The 17,868-nt window shown below is 35.6% G+C and carries 16 protein-coding genes; all 16 read left to right on the forward strand.

Going from position 1 to position 17,868, the window contains the following annotated elements:
• The first annotated feature begins 167 nt into the window (after window positions 1-167).
• Window positions 168-1,460 (forward strand): UDP-N-acetyl-D-mannosamine dehydrogenase, encoded by a 1,293-nt coding sequence (gene wecC, locus MTN97_RS14665; protein WP_248474712.1) that lies wholly within the window; start codon window positions 168-170, stop codon window positions 1,458-1,460.
• 23 nt (window positions 1,461-1,483) lie between these two features.
• Window positions 1,484-2,647, forward strand: coding sequence for a hypothetical protein (locus tag MTN97_RS14670; protein WP_248474713.1), 1,164 nt, complete (start codon window positions 1,484-1,486; stop codon window positions 2,645-2,647).
• 9 nt (window positions 2,648-2,656) lie between these two features.
• Window positions 2,657-3,148: an acyltransferase gene (locus MTN97_RS14675; protein WP_248474714.1), complete on the forward strand. Its 492-nt coding sequence runs from the start codon at window positions 2,657-2,659 to the stop codon at window positions 3,146-3,148.
• A 254-nt stretch (window positions 3,149-3,402) separates the two neighbouring features.
• Window positions 3,403-4,407 (forward strand): hypothetical protein, encoded by a 1,005-nt coding sequence (locus MTN97_RS14680; protein WP_248474715.1) that lies wholly within the window; start codon window positions 3,403-3,405, stop codon window positions 4,405-4,407.
• Complete coding sequence (locus MTN97_RS14685) at window positions 4,394-5,605, forward strand: glycosyltransferase (protein WP_248474716.1); 1,212 nt, start codon at window positions 4,394-4,396, stop codon at window positions 5,603-5,605. Before MTN97_RS14680 ends, MTN97_RS14685 begins: the two co-directional genes overlap by 14 nt.
• Entirely contained in the window at window positions 5,526-6,299 is a 774-nt protein-coding gene (locus MTN97_RS14690; RefSeq protein WP_248474717.1) for a polysaccharide lyase, read from the forward strand. The genes MTN97_RS14685 and MTN97_RS14690 overlap by 80 nt, the downstream gene beginning before the upstream one ends.
• A gap of 71 nt (window positions 6,300-6,370) precedes the next feature.
• The gene (pssD, locus tag MTN97_RS18150) at window positions 6,371-6,787 is read left to right on the forward strand and encodes a PssD/Cps14F family polysaccharide biosynthesis glycosyltransferase (RefSeq protein ID WP_409418115.1); all 417 of its coding nucleotides are present in this window, start codon (window positions 6,371-6,373) and stop codon (window positions 6,785-6,787) included.
• Entirely contained in the window at window positions 6,784-7,236 is a 453-nt protein-coding gene (pssE, locus tag MTN97_RS14695) for a PssE/Cps14G family polysaccharide biosynthesis glycosyltransferase (RefSeq protein ID WP_248474718.1), read from the forward strand. The genes pssD and pssE overlap by 4 nt, the downstream gene beginning before the upstream one ends.
• Window positions 7,237-7,240: 4 nt before the next feature.
• Window positions 7,241-8,005, forward strand: a complete 765-nt coding sequence (locus MTN97_RS14700; protein ID WP_248474719.1) for a methionyl-tRNA formyltransferase — start codon at window positions 7,241-7,243, stop codon at window positions 8,003-8,005.
• Complete coding sequence (locus MTN97_RS14705) at window positions 8,005-8,853, forward strand: polysaccharide deacetylase family protein (protein WP_248474720.1); 849 nt, start codon at window positions 8,005-8,007, stop codon at window positions 8,851-8,853. Before MTN97_RS14700 ends, MTN97_RS14705 begins: the two co-directional genes overlap by 1 nt.
• 233 nt (window positions 8,854-9,086) lie before the next feature.
• A complete protein-coding gene (locus MTN97_RS14710) occupies window positions 9,087-10,253 on the forward strand; it encodes a nucleotide sugar dehydrogenase (protein WP_248474721.1) in 1,167 nt (388 codons plus the stop codon).
• A gap of 56 nt (window positions 10,254-10,309) precedes the next feature.
• Window positions 10,310-11,377 carry a UDP-N-acetylglucosamine--undecaprenyl-phosphate N-acetylglucosaminephosphotransferase gene (gene wecA / locus MTN97_RS14715; RefSeq protein WP_248474722.1) on the forward strand — a complete coding sequence of 356 codons (1,068 nt, stop codon included), beginning with the start codon at window positions 10,310-10,312 and terminating at the stop codon, window positions 11,375-11,377.
• A gap of 202 nt (window positions 11,378-11,579) precedes the next feature.
• Window positions 11,580-12,461 carry a UTP--glucose-1-phosphate uridylyltransferase GalU gene (gene galU, locus MTN97_RS14720; protein ID WP_248474723.1) on the forward strand — a complete coding sequence of 294 codons (882 nt, stop codon included), beginning with the start codon at window positions 11,580-11,582 and terminating at the stop codon, window positions 12,459-12,461.
• Between the two features lie 1,121 nt (window positions 12,462-13,582).
• Window positions 13,583-14,698: a polysaccharide export protein gene (locus MTN97_RS14725; RefSeq protein WP_248474724.1), complete on the forward strand. Its 1,116-nt coding sequence runs from the start codon at window positions 13,583-13,585 to the stop codon at window positions 14,696-14,698.
• An 18-nt stretch (window positions 14,699-14,716) separates the two neighbouring features.
• Window positions 14,717-15,151, forward strand: a complete 435-nt coding sequence (locus MTN97_RS14730) for a low molecular weight protein-tyrosine-phosphatase (RefSeq protein WP_248474725.1) — start codon at window positions 14,717-14,719, stop codon at window positions 15,149-15,151.
• 15 nt (window positions 15,152-15,166) lie between these two features.
• Window positions 15,167-17,395 (forward strand): polysaccharide biosynthesis tyrosine autokinase, encoded by a 2,229-nt coding sequence (locus MTN97_RS14735; protein ID WP_248474726.1) that lies wholly within the window; start codon window positions 15,167-15,169, stop codon window positions 17,393-17,395.
• Window positions 17,396-17,868 lie beyond the last annotated feature (473 nt).

Consider the following 17,868-nt stretch of genomic DNA (forward strand, 5'->3'; position numbering starts at 1 on the left):
TTTTAGGTGTGGGTTTACCCTGCGCTTTGCTCTCACAAAAATAGTGTGGCAAGCTTAAAAATACATAAATATAGCTTGTTCTAAAAAATTTAAAATTAGAGTTTTGTAGAACCTAGAACCTAGAACCTAGAACCTAGAACCTAGAACCTACATAAATAAGGATCACCATGTCATTTAATACCATTTCAGTTATTGGTTTAGGCTATATTGGCTTGCCCACTGCAGCTATGTTCGCATCATGTAAAAAAAACGTAATAGGTGTTGATGTAAATCAACATGCAGTTGACACGATTAATCGTGGTGAAATACATATAGTAGAACCTGATCTAGATATGATTGTTCATGCTGCAGTTACTGAAGGGTATTTAAAAGCGACAACTGTACCAGAACCAGCAGACGCTTTTTTAATAGCCGTACCAACACCGTTCAAAAGCACTTTAAACAAAGAAAGCGATTCAGAAATACCTGAGCCAGATTTAAGTTATATCAAAAAAGCCAGTGAAGCTATTGCGCCAGTGCTTAAAAAAGGTGATTTAGTCATTTTAGAATCAACATCACCTGTTGGTGCTACAGAGAAAATGGCTGTGTGGTTGGCAGCTGCACGACCAGACTTAACATTTCCGGGTCCTGAAAGTAGTTATTCAGATACAAACATAGATGTAAATGTAGCGCATTGCCCTGAACGTGTATTGCCTGGCCATGTGGTTCGTGAGTTGGTAGAAAACGATCGTGTAATAGGTGGTATTACCGCTAAATGTTCTGCACGGTCAGTTGAGCTTTACAAAACGTTTGTACAAGGTGAATGTGTAATAACAAATGCGCGTACAGCAGAAATGGCAAAGTTAACAGAAAACTCATGCCGCGACGTACAAATAGCGTTTGCTAATGAGCTTTCAATTATTTGCGATAAATTAGATATTGACGTGTGGGAGCTTATATCGCTTGCTAACCGACATCCGCGTATTAATATTTTACAGCCTGGCCCGGGAGTTGGTGGGCATTGTATAGCAGTAGATCCATGGTTTATTATTAGTGGGCAGCCTAATGAGGCGAAGCTAATCCATCAAGCTAGATTGGTTAATGACAGTAAGCCGGCATGGGTTGTTAACAAAGTGAAACATGCAATAGCTGACTTTTTACTTTTAAACCCAAATAAATCTGTCTCAGATATTACTATTGCTTGTTATGGACTTGCATTTAAAGCTGATATAGATGATTTACGCGAAAGCCCAGCAATGCAGATTGTTGGAGAAATATCCAAGTTAAATGTTGGCAGTGTATTAGCTGTAGAGCCAAATCTTAAAGGTTTAGTTGAAGTGATCTCTGGCGTGACTATGACAAGCTTATCAAGTGCTCATAGCAATGCAAATATTCATGTTTTGCTAGTCGAACACTCTCAATTTATTGAAGCTGACAAACCAGCTGGGATTATTATAGATACCAAAGGTATTTATAAGTAATGCGAGGGACTATAAGTGTACTGTTGAGTGCTAACAAATCATTTTTAATTATGGCTTTATCGTCACTGCTCTACTTTTCGGCTACCTTTTTAGCCAAAAAAACAATGACAGAAGATGATTTTTATTACTGGAGTGTGTTGTTAACAATCAGTGGTATTTCATACTCCTTTTGTTTTTTTGGCTCAGAGCAGCTTTTTTTACGTTATGGACAGCTGCGTAGTGGGCAGTATTATGTACCCACCAATATAATTAAAATAATGATTGTTAGCTTTGTAGTATACTTAGTTATATTTTCTCTATTAACTAATATAGTGTTATTTAGAATTAACGACTTTTGGTTAACTATATTAGTCGGGTTATTGAGCGCTAGCTGCGTTTTTGTATATAACCTATTACGTATAACAAAGCTATTTACTGCTTCACAATTGATAAATAACTTTTGGAAGGCCGCCTTATTTTTTGCTGTTTTAATTGCCAACGGTTCAAATGTACGTGAGATCTTATTTGCTACTTTACTACTATGTTTTTTAGTTGCGGCAATTTTTTTAATTAAAACGCTACCTAAAATCAGCTTTACAAAAGACTTAACCGATAATTTAAGCTCTCTTTTTATCGGCTTTGCATTATCATTATTTGTGCTGGTGCTAATGAATAATTTCGACCGCTTCTTTATCGAAATGTTTTTTGCTAAAGAAAACTTTTCAAATTATGTTTATTTATTCTCATTATTAGTAATGCCCTTTAGCATCGTTTCTTCTTATATTGGCTTTAAAGAAGTTGCAATGCTAAAAACTTGCTATATAAGAACAAAGTTCCATAAAAAGGTAATCTTAATAGGTTGTGGGTTAGCTGTTATTTTTACGCTTTGGTTTGCAGTTGTTAAAATTTTTAGTGTTCATTTAGAGCTTAATATTAAAATGAGCTACTTCTTCCCTTGTATCGCTATAGTTGTGATTAAGTCTATTTACTCTTTGTACTCATCTTTATTTGGCTTAAAAGCAACTGGAAAGCAAATACAGGTTTCGAACATAATTTCGATCATTGCTGTTTTATTGTGCGTAGGCTGCGCATACCTTTTCATAAAAGAGCCCTTTTTAATACTTTATCTAGTTGCAGCTGTTTGGCTTATTAGGGTTTTGCTGTTTGGTTTTTTAATCCGGAATCTAGCTGATTACCAGATAAATTAAGGTTTAAACATGAAATATGAGTTGATTCTTTGGTATCAGTTTTTTTTAAAGGCTATTCCAGGCAAAGTTGGCTGTTTTTTAAGAACTCAGCTTCTTCCGTCTAAAATAGGTAAACACGCTAAAGTGTGGGATCAGGTACAAATAGATTACCCTAGTAAGCTGATTGTTGGAGAAAACACCTCAATCAATAGAGGATGTATTATTAATGCAGGGGGGGGAGTTGAAATTGGGAATAACGTTTTAATAGGCCCTAACGTTACGATATATAGTCAAAACCACACTTTTAATAAAAAATCAGAGCTAATTAGCGAACAAGGTTATGACTATGCAAAAGTGACTATTGATGATGATGTTTGGATAGCTAGTAATGTAACTATACTACCCGGTGTCACTATTTCTAAAGGCGCGGTTGTTGGTGCCGGAAGCGTTGTAACTAAGAATGTTGCATCATTTGATGTGGTAGCCGGTGTGCCAGCAATTAAGATATCCTCAAGAAAATGATTTTAATTACTTTTCTAACTGTACTTTTGCCAATATCTATCTTTTTCTTAGATACTTATATAGGTTTATACTTTGCTTTATTAATACTTGGTATAAGCCTTTCTTATAGGATTGATTATTTACTTAAGCCAATTATATTTTTTGTTGTCTTTTATCTTTTGATAGCTCTACTGAATATATCAACATGGAGAGGCTATACAGATATATTCACATTAAAATGTTATATTCTATCATTATACTTCTTGGCTTTACCTATGCTTTTAGGTAAAGATTCAATAGCTGATAAAGAGTTTAGATTTGGGGGAAATCTGAAGTTTGTTAAATTCGGTATAAGTTTACATTTGGCTATTGCATACCTATTTGTGGTTTATATATATATTACAAAAGGTATTGTTTTAATTAATCAAAATGCGAGGTTTGGAATTCCTACAGGGGTTGAGTATGCAGTTAAATCTGTTCTTCCTATCGCTGCGTTCATTCCTTTTCTATTCAAGAAAAATCACGTCCCAATGATTTTATTGGTTGTGCTTCCTTCTATACTACTCGGTTATCGTGGTACATCGGTCCTTGCTCTTGTGTCATATGTGATCTGCATTTGGTATATTGCTACGCTAAATAATATGAAAATTAAAGCTGCTAAACGAAGTAAAAAATACCTGTATATATTCTTTGGTATAATTTGTTTCATTATTGTTTTCAGTGGTTTTTATTTGAGAAGAACCAGTTCATCTGAATTAGCAGCTGTGGACGTCATCCTAGATTTATACTTTGACTATAATGATTGGTGGGTATATCTGATTATCCCTTTTTACTTGGGGTTTAAAGAAACTATAGGGCTTACAAATACAATTATAACCTCGGACACGGAGAACAATATTAATGAACATACACTATTTTTTGCTGACCTTTTTACTGTTTTACCTGGTGAACGTTTAGCTGCAGGCCAGAGTTTAGGTAAAATTTTTGGTACAGTAGAAGATGGAGGGTTAACCCCAGGTTTGTTGGGAGGTCTGTATATTGATTACGGTATATTATCTTTTATTTTCTTTTTTATTTCAGGAATATCGTTAAGATTTATTTCTAAAATAGCATACCGAAATATTCTCTTTGTGCCAGTTGCATCATTGATAATTACTCAGTTTATTCACTTATTTCACCGTGGATTTTTGAAGCCAGAATATATAACTTCTTTGATGATCGCTCTTTTTTATTATTTATTGATAAATAAATTTAAGATATTAAATTATGAAAAATATTAATGTGTTACATGTATTATATACTTATTTTCCCGATGTGACGGGCTCAACAATTAGAAGTGAAGGAATACTAACAGGACAGAAAAGTCACGGACATAATGTTATCGGTATAACATCACCTTTTCAGAAAGGGACAAGTAATAATGAAATGGAAATTATTAACGGAGTAGATATATATCGAACATTTCGTAAGTCTAGTAATTTTAAAATATCAGAAAAACAATCATCATTATCTACAAGAGTAAAAAAGGTATTTTCATTATTTTATTTCGCAAGAAAAGTTGAACAAATTGCTAGGGTAAACGAAGTAACTGTCATACACGCTCATAGTACTTTTTTCTGTGCTTTTGCATCTTATATAGCTTCGAGAAAACTTAACATCCCTTTTATTTATGAATTCAGATCTATATGGGAAGAGCGTTTTAAAAATGGTAGTTTATTTAGTCGGTTACAATCCAAGGTTATTACTCAGTTAGAAACATTAGCACTTAAAGTTGCAGATGAAGTCGTTGTGATAAATGAAGGGTTAAAAGAAGAAGTATTAAATAGAGGAATCAGTCCATCAAAAATAACCGTTGTGCCTAATGCAGTATCTAGTTCTGTTCTAGAAATATCAAAGTCTAGTGAAAATCCTATTTGCATAAATAGATTTGGATATGTTGGAAATTATAGTGAAATAGAAGGGTTGGATACTTTAATAGAGGCGTTTAATGAAGCTTTCCCAAAAAAATTGTATCCAAAAAAAGAGCTTAAGTTTTATGGGCGCGGCCCTTTTTGTGAAGAACTAAATAAACTGATAAAGTTGACTGATGATAATAGGATAAAAAATCACGGCTCTTTCGAAAGACATGAAGTTGCAAGCGTTTATGCTACTCTAGATTGCATCGTTAATCCTAGAAAAAACCTAAATATATGTAATGTTGTTACTCCGCTTAAACCTTTAGAAGCCATGGCATTTAGGAAGCTATTTATTGGCAGTGATTGTAAAGGTATTTTAGAAGTTTGTGGTTCAAGAAAGCATGCTATGATATTCACAGCAGATGATGTGAATTCGCTTGCAATAACCCTTAAAAAAGCCGGAAGTCAAAACTGTAATCTTATTATAAATAATGGGGCAATTTATGCGCGTAACTCTCGCTCTTGGGCTGGTGTTTCTAGCCTTTATGACTCTATTTATTTATCAGCGCAAAGGTTTCGTTGATAAATTAGGTAAATATGATTGCGAAAGTAAGATTGCATTACCATCAACTCAAGAAGATTTAACAAAATGCTTAAACGATGTAGAGCATATTAAAATCAATGAAAATGTCATAAATGTGCTCCTCATTCCAAGCGATAAAGGAAGTGAGAGGGTTATCAAAGTTTTTAAACTTTTGAATAAGTATGGAGAAGTTACTATCTCTTATATTGTCAAGTTTGGTAATGAATTTGACTTTGCAAAGGGAGGGAAACTACATGGGTTAGCTTCTTCAAAAGTTGTTTCCGGAGGGATGAAAAGAAAAAAAGATGGTGGTTGGAGTGTACGTGCTGCTTTTGGTAAATCAGGAAGTCTTGGAGTATATTATTATTTGCATAAAGACCAGCAGCAGTTTGGCAATTTCAAGTTTGTTGAAAACTTTAAATTTGATAATGATGTTGAATATAAGATAAAGTTAAATGTAAAAATCAATTCTATTGGCCAGGATGATGGCAGAATTTGTTTGAATGTCGACGAAAGTAAAGGTTTTTGTATAAAAAATCTGGAGTTTTGTGATTTAGATTGTAACAATTCTTATATAGAAAAGTTTCTATTCAGTGTATTTCATGGGGGGAGTAATGCTAGTTATAGTCCAAGAGATCTCGCAGGAAACCCTAATACTGTATCTATAGATTTTCGGGAGGTAAAAATATTTTGAATAAATGTTGTCACGTTTTGATTGTAGCAGGTGAGGGGGGGCATTTCGCACAAGCTAAGAGATTCATTAATTTGGATTGTAAAAATTCAGTTCCTGTTGAGTACACACTAATTACTGACTCTACAAGTACCATTGATAATATTAAAATGATCAAAGAGATTGGTCTTTCAAAGTTTACAAAAAATCGTAATATACTCAATTTAATTAGATTTTTTATATTATCAGTTTATGTGTTCTTTCATTCCTTGTTCCGAGTTGTCACCTGCGAAGCTAAAGTAATGGTTTCTTTCGGCCCTATAATATCTATACCCTATTTGTTTTGGGGCAAGTTGTGTGGTAAGAAGGTTGTTCACGTAGAAACCTGGTCTCGATTTTATAGCAAATCAATAACAGGAAAGTTTGCTTATTATATTGCTGATGAGTTTGTAATTCAGAACGAGGAGTTGAAAACACTATATCCTCTTGCTATTTATGGTGGGAGACTATGATAAATGTGTTGGTAATTGTTGGGACAACCACATTTGACTCTCTGATTAAAGTATTAGATCGAATTGAAGATAATATAAGCTATAAATTTCAGGTGTCTAATGGATCCTATAACGTAAAGTATCACTCTTATCAGCATTTTATCGAAAATATAGAAGAGGTTTATTCAGATTTTGATTTAATTATCACTCATGCAGGTGCAGGTACAGTTTACAAGTTATTGGAAGGTTTGACACCATTTCTTGTTGTGCCTAATACTGAAAGATCAGATAAGCACCAGCTGGAGCTTGCGCAATTCGTTAGAGATAATTCATTAGCAAAAACATGCACAGTAGAAGAGCTAAGTACAACCAATCTTGAATCGTTCTTATTAAGCGCAATTCAATTCAAACGAAAAACTTACCTCAAAGACAAATTCTCTCTTAAAGAGCATATTATTTTTAATTGGTGATAGAATGAAAGTTATTATAATTACTCAAGACGATCCATTTTATTTAGCAAAAAACCTTGACTATTTATTTTCGAATTTACCTGATGATGTTGAAGTTATTGGTTGTATAGTTAGTAATGTTTCACCTTTTGGGAAAAAAGAATCATTTATAGATAAAGCATTGAAGACATACAATATATTTGGATTTACTTTTTTTATAAATTACGCTTTTAAGTTTATTTTATCTAAGTTTAATTCTGATAACTCAGTAAAGTTAACTTTAGCGAAACATAATATAAAAGAATTATCGCTCAATGGGTCTATTAATTCTGAAGCATCATTGTCTGTAATTCGACAATTAAAACCTGATTTGCTTATTTCTATCGCAGGAAATGAAATTTTTAAAAAGCCATTGATAGAACTTGCTCCTCAGGGATGTCTAAACTTACATACAGCTCTACTTCCTAAGTATAGAGGCTTAATGCCTAGCTTCTGGGTTTTAAAAAACCTTGAAAAGTATACTGGTGTATCTGTTTTTTTTGTTGATGAAGGGATTGATAGTGGGCCTATACTTGTTCAGAAGAAAATTGAAATTGGCGAAATGAGTCAAGCTGAGCTTATTAAATGTAGTAAAAAATTAGGAATGGATGCAATTATTGAATCTATCATCAAGATTAGTACCGGAACCTACGAAGTTAAAAGTAATAATGACTCCGATATGAGTTACTTCAAATTTCCGACAAAAGAGGACGTTAAGGTGTTTAGAGCTAACGGTAAGAAGTTTTTTTAATGAAGATATTGACATTTGACATCGAAGACTGGTTCCATATTTTAGATAATGATTCAACAAAAAATGTAGACGTATGGAATAATTTCGAATCCAGAATAGATGAAGGCGTTGAGCGAATTCTCGAGATGCTTGACAGCAGAGGCTTGAAGGCAACTTTTTTTTGTTTGGGCTGGGTTGCCGAAAAGCATCCAGATATTATAAGTAAAATTTTTGACTGTGGGCATGAGATCGGAAGCCACTCTTTTTCTCACCAGTTAGCTTTTGATCAGACCCGTCAAGAATTCAGAGATGATTTAATAAAGTCAATTGACATTTTAGAGTCTATAACAGGGAATAAAATAACTACATATCGTGCTCCAGGTTTTTCGATAACCGAAAAAAATTTGTGGGCGTTTGAGACATTAATTAATTGTGGCATTGAAGTTGATAGTTCAGTTTTCCCAGCGAAAAGAGCACATGGAGGTTTAAACTCTTTTGGTTGTGCTAAGCCTTTTATAATTAGTAGTGCTGGTGCAGAAATAAAAGAGTTTCCTATTAATACTCGCTCTTTTTTAGGAAAGGACTTTATTTATTCTGGAGGTGGTTACTTTAGGTTGTTACCTAAAGTTTATTTAGAGCGGGCATTTGCAAATGACGACTATATAATGACATATTTTCATCCTCGTGACTTTGATGCTACTCAACCAATGATATCCGATTTGACTATGGCTAGAAAATTTAAAAGTTATGTTGGGATTACAGGCGCATATAAAAAATTAGGCGGAATTCTAGATACAAATGAATTTGTTTCTCTCGGTACTGCAGTGAAGCAAGTTAATTGGAGTGATGTCCAAAAGTTTGATGTGTGACAACTTTTTAATCGAGCTTTTTTCAATGTTTTAGCACTTTAAATGCTAAAACGGTTCTTTTTTAATTTTTATTAAGCTTTAGCTAAGCTTAATTAATTTTATTTTTTGTAAACATATGAGATTATGTTACATATCTTAGTTATTAAGATTTTAAGTTTTGCTACCAGCTATCTGAGGTGTAGCAATATAATTTATGATCTTGTCAAAAAATTAACACTATTGGGTTAAACAAAATGAAAATTGCAGTAGTCGGCACAGGATATGTTGGCCTCTCGAACGCTATGTTATTAGCTCAACACAATGAAGTTGTTGCGCTCGATATTGATGAGCAAAAAATAGCGCTTCTAAATAGTAAAAAATCACCTATTGTTGATACTGAAATTAGTGATTTTTTAATGCGTGAAGATTTAGATTTCAAAGCAACCACAGATAAAGAAGTAGCTTATAAAAATGCAGACTTTGTAATTATTGCGACTCCTACTGATTATGATGTAGAAAATAACTATTTTAATACCAGCTCGGTAGAAGCCGTTATTAAAGAGGCTACAGTGCATAATTCAAGTGGAGTTTTAGTTATTAAATCGACAGTACCTGTTGGCTTTACACAAAATATTAAAATAGAGCTAGGTGTAGATAATCTAATATTCTCACCGGAGTTTTTACGCGAAGGCAAAGCTTTACACGATAATTTACATCCTTCACGAATTGTCGTCGGCGAACAAAGCGAACGTGCCGTAGTATTCGCTAATTTACTTAAGCAAGGCGCTTTAAAGCAAGATATTGAAGTGTTGTTTACTGACTCCACTGAAGCTGAAGCAATTAAGTTATTTTCTAATACGTACTTAGCTATGCGGGTTGCTTACTTTAATGAGTTAGACAGTTACGCTGAAGTGCATGGCTTAAACAGCAAGCAAATTATACAAGGTGTTAGTTTAGATCCGCGTATAGGTGACCATTATAATAATCCATCGTTTGGCTATGGTGGATACTGCCTACCGAAAGATACCAAGCAACTTCGAGCAAATTATGCTGATGTACCAAACAATATTATTGGTGCAATTGTTGACGCTAATACTACTCGTAAAGATTTCATCGCAGCTTCTATTCTAAAGCGCAATCCTAACGTTGTGGGCATTTATCGCTTAGTAATGAAAACAGGCTCAGATAACTTTAGAGCCTCTTCTATTCAAGGAATTATGAAGCGCATTAAAGCTAAAGGTATTGAGGTTGTAGTTTATGAGCCTGTACTTGAAGAAAATGAATTTTATCATTCACGCGTAATTAAAGATTTAAATCAGTTTAAATCAATATGTGACGTTATCGTATCAAACCGCATGGTTGCAGATCTTAATGACGTTGCAGATAGAGTATATACTCGTGACTTATTTGGTTCTGATTAAGGTGTCTCGATCTTAACAAACACTATAGTGTTTTAAATAACTTATCAGGGATAAAAATGTTTATTGACTTACTTTTCACCTTTTTCATTGCCTTCGCAATTTTATTTGTAATGCGTAAAGTTGCACGTAAAGTAGGCTTGGTTGATAAACCTTCAGGGCGAAAACTACACTCTGGTAATATTCCATTAGTAGGTGGTATTGCTATATGTATTACTATTGTAAATTACATATACTCACACCCAGGTATGATTAATCATGCAAATTTATATATGCTTTGTATATGTGGCTTAACTGCTGTCGGCGCATTAGATGATCGCTTTGATTTAAGTGTAAAAATACGTATGTTAGTACAAGCACTGATATCAGTAGCTATGATTTTCTTTGCTAATGCCGAGATGCATAGCTTAGGTGATTTATTTGGCTTTGGTGTTATTGAACTAGGTATATTTGGTGGCTTAGTTACTGTATTTGCCGTTATTGGCTGTATTAATGCTTTTAATATGGTTGATGGCATTGATGGACTATTAGGTGGCTTATCAATAGTTACATTTGGCAGTGTGGGTATATTATTGTCACTTTCTGGCGAGCAAAGCCTTAGTTACTTATGTTTATTATTAGTTGTTTGTATGATTCCTTATATTATTATGAACCTAGGTTTAGTTGGTCATAAACGAAAAGTATTTATGGGTGATGCTGGCAGTATGATGATTGGCTTTACTGTTATCTGGTTACTTATTGGTGCAAGCCAAGCTGAAGGCAACCCAATGATTCGCCCGGTAACAGCTTTATGGCTTATCGCAGTGCCACTAATGGACATGGTTTCAATAATGATACGTAGGGTTAAACAAGGTAAATCACCTTTTAAACCTGACCGAGATCATTTACATCATATTTGCCAGCGTTTAGGCTTATCGTCATTACAAACATTAGGTTTAATATGTTTTATTGCATCAATGTTTGCAGGCATTGGTATATTAGGTGAAATACTTTTATTACCAGAGTACATTATGTTTTATGGGTTTATAGCTGTTTTTATAGGCTATTTAGTGGTACTAGTTAATCATCATAAAGTAATTAACTTTTTTAGATGTAAGCTAGGCTTACAAGAGAGAAATTATTCATAAAACCTAAAATATATGTTTGCTAATAAATTACATAAAGCACCGAGTTCAATTTGAGTTTGGTGCTTTTTAGTTTCATATGCACGGTTTATTTAAAGCGCTGCTCAATAGCTTAAAATAAGGTTAACTATATTCAGCTTAAATATATGACTGAACTGGTAATTTATAAAAATATTAAAACGATTAATTAAATTAAAGGACTAGCATGAAAGCTGTTATCCCTGTTGCTGGTTTAGGCACTCGTATGTTACCTATGACCAAAGCCATTCCTAAAGAAATGTTGCCTTTGGTTGATAAGCCACTTATACAGTACATAGTTAACGAATGTGTTGCTGCGGGCATAAAAGAAATAGTACTAGTAACGCACAGCTCTAAAAATGCGATTGAAAACCATTTTGACACCAGTTTTGAGTTAGAAGCAACGCTTGAAAAACGTGTTAAGCGTACATTACTTGATGAAGTTCGCTCTATTTGCCCACCTGATGTAACCATTATGCATGTACGCCAAGGTGAAGCTAAAGGCTTAGGACACGCTATTTTATGCGCTAAGCCAATTGTGGGTGATGACGACTTTATAGTGGTGCTACCTGATGTAATCCTCGATGCTTATACGGCAAATCAAAAAACTGAAAATTTAGCAGCGATGATCAAGCGTTTTAACCAAACGCAAGCAAGCCAAATTATGCTTGAACCTGTAGCACAGGAAGATGTGAGCAAATACGGTATTGCTGATATTAACGGTGTAGAACTAACCCCAGGTGAAAGTGCCGCTATAAATGCCATGGTTGAAAAGCCAGATGTTGATGTTGCCCCTTCAAACCTAGCTGTTGTTGGCCGATATGTATTAAGTAAAAATATTTGGCCGCTACTAGCTAAAACACACGTTGGCGCTGGTGGCGAAATACAGCTTACCGATGCGATTGATGCACTAATAGCACAAGAAACAGTAGAAGCGTTTCATATGAGCGGCCGCTCACACGACTGTGGTGATAAACTCGGTTATTTAAAAGCCATTGTTGAATACAGCCTACGCCACGAAACGTTAGGTGAAGAATTTACAGAGCATTTAAAAGCGCTAGTAAATTAGCCCTTACATAGTCATATCATTTTACCTTTAAGCAAAACAATCAGCGTATTCAGCGAGCCGTTTTACTGTAAATATCATACCAGTTAGCTATACAGTCGACTGTTATGATATTTAATTTATTACCATAATTTAATCTGCAAGCGAAAATACTCGTTTTACCAACTGTGGTTTTTACTACGTTGGAACAGCAAAACCCTCAGACTCTTCGTTATCTAAATAAATAAGAGTAATTGGTCACTCTCTATTTTTTACGTATCCCTTTAATATGTGGAGTAACAGATAATTGCTTAAACCTATCGTCAATTAACTGGATCGGTTTCGCGTCAATTATCTTGGCCGGTTGACACCGAATTTTATTTGCTCTTATTGATAGCTGTTTTGCGTCGGTAACTTTCACCTTCGCAATGAATAATTGTAGAATTATGAACCAAGCGAGTATTTGCCGCTTGGTACATGACTCATGACTGTACTAAAGTGGAAAATACCCAGCTAATAATATAAAACAGAGGGAGCTTAATAACAGGACATTTTTATTTTTTGCTAACCCTTTTAACTTTAAACTTACCCATTAATTTGTCGTTTACAAATGAATCGCATCGGGTATAATTCTGCGCTCATTTAGTATTATATTGCGTTGTCTGCAATCGATTCAAAGTGCGGATAGCTACGGAAAGCGAGTATTTATTATTAGTAAACCTCGAAATAAATCGCGAGTATCCCGTAATAAAAATACACTTCTCCAAAGCCAGTCACAAAAATCAATTCTCAGTGCTGTAACGCAAGGTAAAAGCGACGAGCCAAAACAAAAAATACAATAACCTTTATGCAATTTGTAATTGTAGTTTTAATCTCGCTTATAAATATCAAAATTAAAGCTGCATCAGTACGTAGGAACTGCAACCTAGGGGCGGAAGCGTGCCCGAAGGGCTATATAAAGCTTTTCCTCTAAGCTGGGCAAGCGTTATTTATATGGCAGAAGGTAGTAAGTTCAAGGCTATATAAGCTTGAGTCTAGAACCTATCTTTTTCTTTATATCCATGCTTTAATTACTGCGCAAAATAAGTACCCATCGAGTGTGATGGACAATTATAATATTTAAAAAAATACTGGGATTCTGCACAATGGCGTTACGCTGTAAATCACTCATTACCTCTTTCGCATTTTTAGCAATGACAGGCTGTACAATAATACCTGGCAGCCATTACGAAGGCATTGAATCAAACGAGAAAACACAAAATTTAGAGCAAGAACTCGAAAAAGTTAATATTCAACTAATTGATTCAGCGCTAATCGCTCAGCAAAAACAATTACAGCCAAAAATTAAAGCGCCATCAAGCCTAACCAGTATTGATACCAGTAATTACGAATATAAATTAGGTGTTGGTGATGTAATAACAATAGGGGTGTGGGATCACCCTGAGCTTACAATACCCGCTGGAACTCAACGTACTGCTGAGTTTGATGGTTTTAGGGTACAAGAAAATGGTACAATTACTTTTGCATATGCACCTAATGTGCAAGCCGCAGGTAAAACTATTCCACAAGTACGTAAAGAGTTAGTAACGCGTTTAAGCCGTGTAATCGAAGATCCGCAAGTTGACGTGAAAATTGTTGCGTTTAAAAGCCAGAAAGCTTATGTAACTGGTGAAGTAAAACAGCCTGGCGTATACCCAATTACAGAAACACCACTAACACTTATTGATGCGCTAAACCAAGCTGGTGGCTTAACCGAAGCCGCTGATTGGCGCACGGTTACTTTTACACGTGGCGATAAAACAGAAGTAATAAAGCTAGAAGATTTTTACGCTAATGGCGATATTTCTCAAAATCGGTTACTTCAACATGGCGATATAGTGCATGTTAACCGTAACGATAAACAAAAAGTATTTGTATTAGGTGATGTTAAGCGTGCTGGTACAGTGGGTGTTACTCGTTATGGTTTAAGTTTGGCGCAAGCTTTAAGTGAAACCGGTGGTATAAACGAAAACACGGCTGATGCAAACGGCGTGTTTGTCCTTCGTAAGCGCAATTTAGAAACTGATGGCGTAATTGCTGATGTATATCAACTACATGCTAAAAATATGACTGCTCTAGTTTTTGCTGAGCAATTTAAATTACAGCCTAGTGATATAGTTTACGTTACGAGTGCACCGCTTGCTCGTTGGAATAAAGTGTTGAGCTTATTATTGCCGTCACTCTCTACAGTTGATGCAATTGACGATCTTTCTGGAAACTAATTTAAGGATTAAAGAAGTATGTTTGATTCTGTATTAGTAGTGTGTGCAGGTAATATTTGCCGCAGCCCCACCGCAGAGTATGTTTTAAAACAAAAGCTTGAAGGAAAAAATATAAGCGTATCATCAGCAGGGCTGACCGCACTAGAAGGCAAGCCTGCCGATGCCACAGCTAGGCAAGTTGCATTAGTAAATGGCGTAAATATGGATGCCCACCAAGGGCGGCAGCTAACATCAACTTTAGTAGCACAAAACAGCGTTATTTTAGTTATGGAAAACCGTCATCTTACCGACCTATTTAGCCGTTACCCTGAAGCCCGCGGTAAAACATTTCTATTAGGAAAGTGGATTGGCGATAAAGAAATTCCTGATCCTTACCGTAAAAGTATTGAAGCGTTCGAACACATTTACACATTAATCGACAGCGCCTGTAGCGCTTGGCAAAAGTATTTATAAGGAATGGCTACTCAGATGAACTCTCAGCCAATGTCACCACAACAACAAAATAACCAAATACAAAATGTTCAAGATATAGACCTAATGGCGTTTTTTGGAGCGGTGCTTGATCGTAAATACTTTGTGCTTGTTGTTACTCTAACATTTTTTATTGCAGGTGCTATTTACGCTCGATATGCACAACCTGTATATAAAATAAACTCAATATTACAAGTTGAAAGTACAGCAGCAACAGTACCAGGGTTTAGTGATGTAAGTGGTATGTTTGATCAAGGCTCAAATTCAACTGCAGAAATAGAGCTACTTAAATCACGTAGTGTAATTGGCGAAGCGGTTGACGAACTGCAGCTAGACATAATTGCAAAGCCTAAGTTGTTTCCATACATTGGTGAGCGAGCATATCGTTCATTTATCCCAACAAATAACAAGCCATTTGCAGATCCTAGCTTTGGTGCTAACTCTTATGCGTGGGGCGGCGAGTATATAAACGTATTCAGATTTAATGTGCCGCAAAGTGCTATAGGACATACATTTACGTTAGTTACTGGTGATGAGCAAAAAATAACGCTAAAAAATAGCAACGGCGATGAGGTAGTTACAGGCAATGTGGGTGAAGAGCTTACTAGTGGTCAATTTAGTTTAATTGTACGTAGCTTAAAAGCACGCCCTGGAACAGAGTTTTTATTAACTCATGCCAACCGCCTTAACACAATACTAGGTTTGCAAAGTGCTATTTTTGCAAGCGAAAAAGGTAAAAATACCGGGATAATTACGCTCGAAATGCAAAGCAGTAACCCGCAGCAGGCGCAACGTATAATTAATAAAATGGCAGAAATTTACGTGCGCCATAATGTAGAGCGTAATAGTGCCGAAGCACAAAACTCCCTCGACTTTTTAAAGGTACAGCTACCGCAAGTTAAAAAACAATTAGAAGTGGCTGAGGCAAAATATAACAACTATAAAATTAAACAGCAATCTGTTGATATAAGCCTAGAAACACAATCGGTTCTTGAACGAGTAATAACATTAGATACAAAATTGCAAGATCTCGACTTACAACGCTTAGAACTAAGCCGGAAATTTAAGAACGATCATCCTCTCTATCAAGGTCTACTTGAAAAAATAACCGAGATTAAAAAACAAAAAGAACTATTAGTAAAAGAGGTGGGGGACTTACCTGCAACACAGCAACAGCTACTTAGTTTAAAGCGCGATGTAGAAGTAAGTAATCAAATATACATGCTACTTCTTAGCAAAGCACAAGAGCTAGATATAGTGCGCGCCGGCACGGTAGGTAATGTACGCATAATTGATCGCGCTGAAGTTAATGGTGGGCCAATAAAGCCTAATAAACCGCTAATTGTTACAACAGCAACACTATTAGGAGCGCTATTAGCACTAACGATTGTTATTCTACAAAAAGCGCTGAATAAGGGGATTGAAGACCCAGCGGATATCGAAGCCATTGGTCTACCTGTATATGCTAGTGTACCTTACTCAGAATACCAAGATAAGCTAACTGGCTTTGCAAAAGCACGCAAAGGTAAAATACCTAAAGCCAAAACTATACTAGCGCTCGATAACCCAGCTGACTTATCAATAGAGGCACTACGTAGTTTACGCACTAGTTTGCACTTTGCGATGATGGAAGCAAAAAATAACATTATTGCTATATCGGGCCCAAGTCCAGGCGTAGGTAAATCATTTATATCGGTTAACTTAGCTACAGTACTTGCGCAAAGCGGTAAAAAAGTACTGATAATTGATGCCGATATGCGCAAAGGCTACTTGCAAACACAGTTTGGCTTAAAATGGGATGACGGCTTAAGTGATTACCTATCAGGGCGTTTAAACCTAGCGCAAGTGACTAAACCAACTAAGGTAGAAGGCTTAAATGTTATTACTCGTGGGCAAATACCACCAAACCCCTCTGAATTATTAATGCACAGCAACCTGAGCAAATTGGTTGAAGAAGTAAGCGCAGCATACGATATAGTAATTATTGATACGCCACCAATACTAGCGGTAACTGACCCTGCTATAGTAAGTGCTCATTCAGGTACAACCTTGCTCGTTACACGCTTTGGGCAAAACCACCTGCGCGAAATAGAGCTAACCCGTAACCGCTTTGAGCAAAACGGCATAGATGTAAAAGGTGTCGTATTCAATGGTGTAGTTAAAAAAGCCAGCAATGCCTATGGCTATTATGGTTACTATAATTATGAGTATAAAAGTGACGCATAAATCGAAGTTTTATGAGGATGGACATTAGAGCTCAGATATCAGCCAATAGAAGTCAGGCGCCAGAAAGAGCGACTTAGCTCGGTGTTCAGTTTATATTACTCAAGCTGGTAACCAGCTTACTGTCTCAATAATTAAACCGCCCCATTAGTCCAAGCTCTGCAAGATACGTCTGAACTCAGTAACAAGTACAGCCTGCTTGATGAGCTTGGCGATATAAACTCTGCACGATGTGATAAGCGTAAGACCAATGGACCAACTCTTTATGCTCATTCACACTCATGCTGGATGCACATGAAGGAAAAGCCATAGGGATTGCTTATCAACTACTGGTATTGAGAAAATAAGCAAATAGGCAAGCAGTATACATTATAGTGTAGAGATAAAGAGTTAAAAGGAAGCTATGAACTATAAATTATAAACTATAAACCGCAAAATAATGTCGAGGAAATTGAGCAACGCTTAGGTAATTTAAA

The organism is Pseudoalteromonas sp. 2CM36K, assembly GCF_023161865.1.
Taxonomy (GTDB): domain Bacteria; phylum Pseudomonadota; class Gammaproteobacteria; order Enterobacterales; family Alteromonadaceae; genus Pseudoalteromonas; species Pseudoalteromonas tetraodonis.

Excerpts from the sequence above, each read along its gene's own strand:
- MTN97_RS14675 (WP_248474714.1), top strand. The coding sequence starts at position 2,657 with ATGAAATATGAGTTGATTCTTTGGTATCAGTTTTTTTTAAAGGCTATT.
- MTN97_RS14735 (WP_248474726.1), top strand. The coding sequence starts at position 15,167 with ATGAACTCTCAGCCAATGTCACCACAACAACAAAATAACCAAATACAA.
- MTN97_RS14680 (WP_248474715.1), top strand. The coding sequence starts at position 3,403 with ATGCTTTTAGGTAAAGATTCAATAGCTGATAAAGAGTTTAGATTTGGG.
- MTN97_RS14730 (WP_248474725.1), top strand. The coding sequence starts at position 14,717 with ATGTTTGATTCTGTATTAGTAGTGTGTGCAGGTAATATTTGCCGCAGC.
- MTN97_RS14690 (WP_248474717.1), top strand. The coding sequence starts at position 5,526 with ATGCGCGTAACTCTCGCTCTTGGGCTGGTGTTTCTAGCCTTTATGACT.
- galU (WP_248474723.1), top strand. The coding sequence starts at position 11,580 with ATGAAAGCTGTTATCCCTGTTGCTGGTTTAGGCACTCGTATGTTACCT.
- pssE (WP_248474718.1), top strand. The coding sequence starts at position 6,784 with ATGATAAATGTGTTGGTAATTGTTGGGACAACCACATTTGACTCTCTG.
- MTN97_RS14710 (WP_248474721.1), top strand. The coding sequence starts at position 9,087 with ATGAAAATTGCAGTAGTCGGCACAGGATATGTTGGCCTCTCGAACGCT.
- MTN97_RS14705 (WP_248474720.1), top strand. The coding sequence starts at position 8,005 with ATGAAGATATTGACATTTGACATCGAAGACTGGTTCCATATTTTAGAT.
- MTN97_RS14725 (WP_248474724.1), top strand. The coding sequence starts at position 13,583 with ATGGCGTTACGCTGTAAATCACTCATTACCTCTTTCGCATTTTTAGCA.
- wecA (WP_248474722.1), top strand. The coding sequence starts at position 10,310 with ATGTTTATTGACTTACTTTTCACCTTTTTCATTGCCTTCGCAATTTTA.
- wecC (WP_248474712.1), top strand. The coding sequence starts at position 168 with ATGTCATTTAATACCATTTCAGTTATTGGTTTAGGCTATATTGGCTTG.
- MTN97_RS14685 (WP_248474716.1), top strand. The coding sequence starts at position 4,394 with ATGAAAAATATTAATGTGTTACATGTATTATATACTTATTTTCCCGAT.
- MTN97_RS14700 (WP_248474719.1), top strand. The coding sequence starts at position 7,241 with ATGAAAGTTATTATAATTACTCAAGACGATCCATTTTATTTAGCAAAA.